The sequence below is a fragment of the Streptococcus sp. HMSC064H09 genome (assembly GCF_001812625.1).
In the GTDB taxonomy this organism is placed as follows: Bacteria; Bacillota; Bacilli; order Lactobacillales; family Streptococcaceae; genus Streptococcus.
In genome coordinates, this window is record NZ_KV809615.1 from 1 (window position 1) to 207 (window position 207).

1 pseudogene is annotated in these 207 nt (G+C 45.9%); it reads left to right on the plus strand.

The features are described from left to right. Positions 1–207, plus strand: a pseudogene (locus HMPREF2867_RS11415) (hypothetical protein); the annotation flags it as partial.

Consider the following 207-nt stretch of genomic DNA (forward strand, 5'->3'; position numbering starts at 1 on the left):
AGCTTATGGCTAAACTCATGACCTCTATCAACCAGATTGAAGGGGGTGACATTCTCAAGAGTGGGGATGTTACTTCCTTGTTTGGTTTTGAAATCTTAGGGGCTGATGGCAAGCGTATGGAGCTATCCGGCACGGGTAAGCTCACACTGTCTAATGATGAAACCGTGGCACTCTACCAAGATGTAACCGTTGAGAACGGACATTTTA